This is a genomic window from Micromonospora maritima (genome assembly GCF_902825405.1).
Taxonomy (GTDB): domain Bacteria; phylum Actinomycetota; class Actinomycetes; order Mycobacteriales; family Micromonosporaceae; genus Micromonospora; species Micromonospora maritima.
On sequence record NZ_CADEAU010000974.1, the window covers coordinates 1 to 619 of the forward strand.

Annotated in this window: 1 protein-coding gene; it reads left to right on the plus strand. The window is 72.1% G+C overall.

The window, feature by feature from the left end; translation table 11 throughout:
• Positions 1-64: 64 nt before the first annotated feature.
• Positions 65-619 (plus strand): hypothetical protein (locus tag HUW36_RS33915; protein ID WP_174531707.1); only part of this gene is annotated, 555 nt, incomplete at its 3' end.

Below are 619 nucleotides of genomic sequence, written 5' to 3' on the forward strand. Positions count from 1 at the left end.
GAGCGCCTGACGGCTGCTCGCGCGTCCACCCCCGGCGCGTCGACCCCCGAACGGAGCCCTCCTGATGAACACGATCCTGCGTAAGAGCATCCTCGGTATCGCCGGTCTGACCGTCGCCGGTGGCCTCGCCGCCGGCCCCCTCCACCACCAGGACGGCACCCCCGCCCCGCGCGAGAGCGCGGTGGCCGTGCAGAGCCGGCTCGACACCGCCGCGCTGATCCCGCACGGCGTGCAGGGCGCCCAGTCCCACATCGACCTCACCGACGAGCAGACCGCCAACGCCCAGGCGATCATCGCCGCCACCAAGAAGGCCGGCATGGACGAACGCGCCGCCGTCGTGTCCATCGCCACCGCCCTGCAGGAGTCGAAGCTGGAGAACCTCGGCCACCTCGGCGACCGCAACGACCACGACTCCCAGGGCCTGTTCCAGCAGCGCCCCTCCTCCGGCTGGGGCACCGTCGAGCAGATCACCGACCCCGAGTACGCCACCACCGCGTTCCTGAAGGGTCTGAAGCAGGTCGACGGCTGGCGGGACATGCCGCTGACCGAGGCCGCCCAGACCGTCCAGGTCTCCGCCTACCCCGACCACTACGCCCAGTGGGAGCAGCAGGCCGCCGAC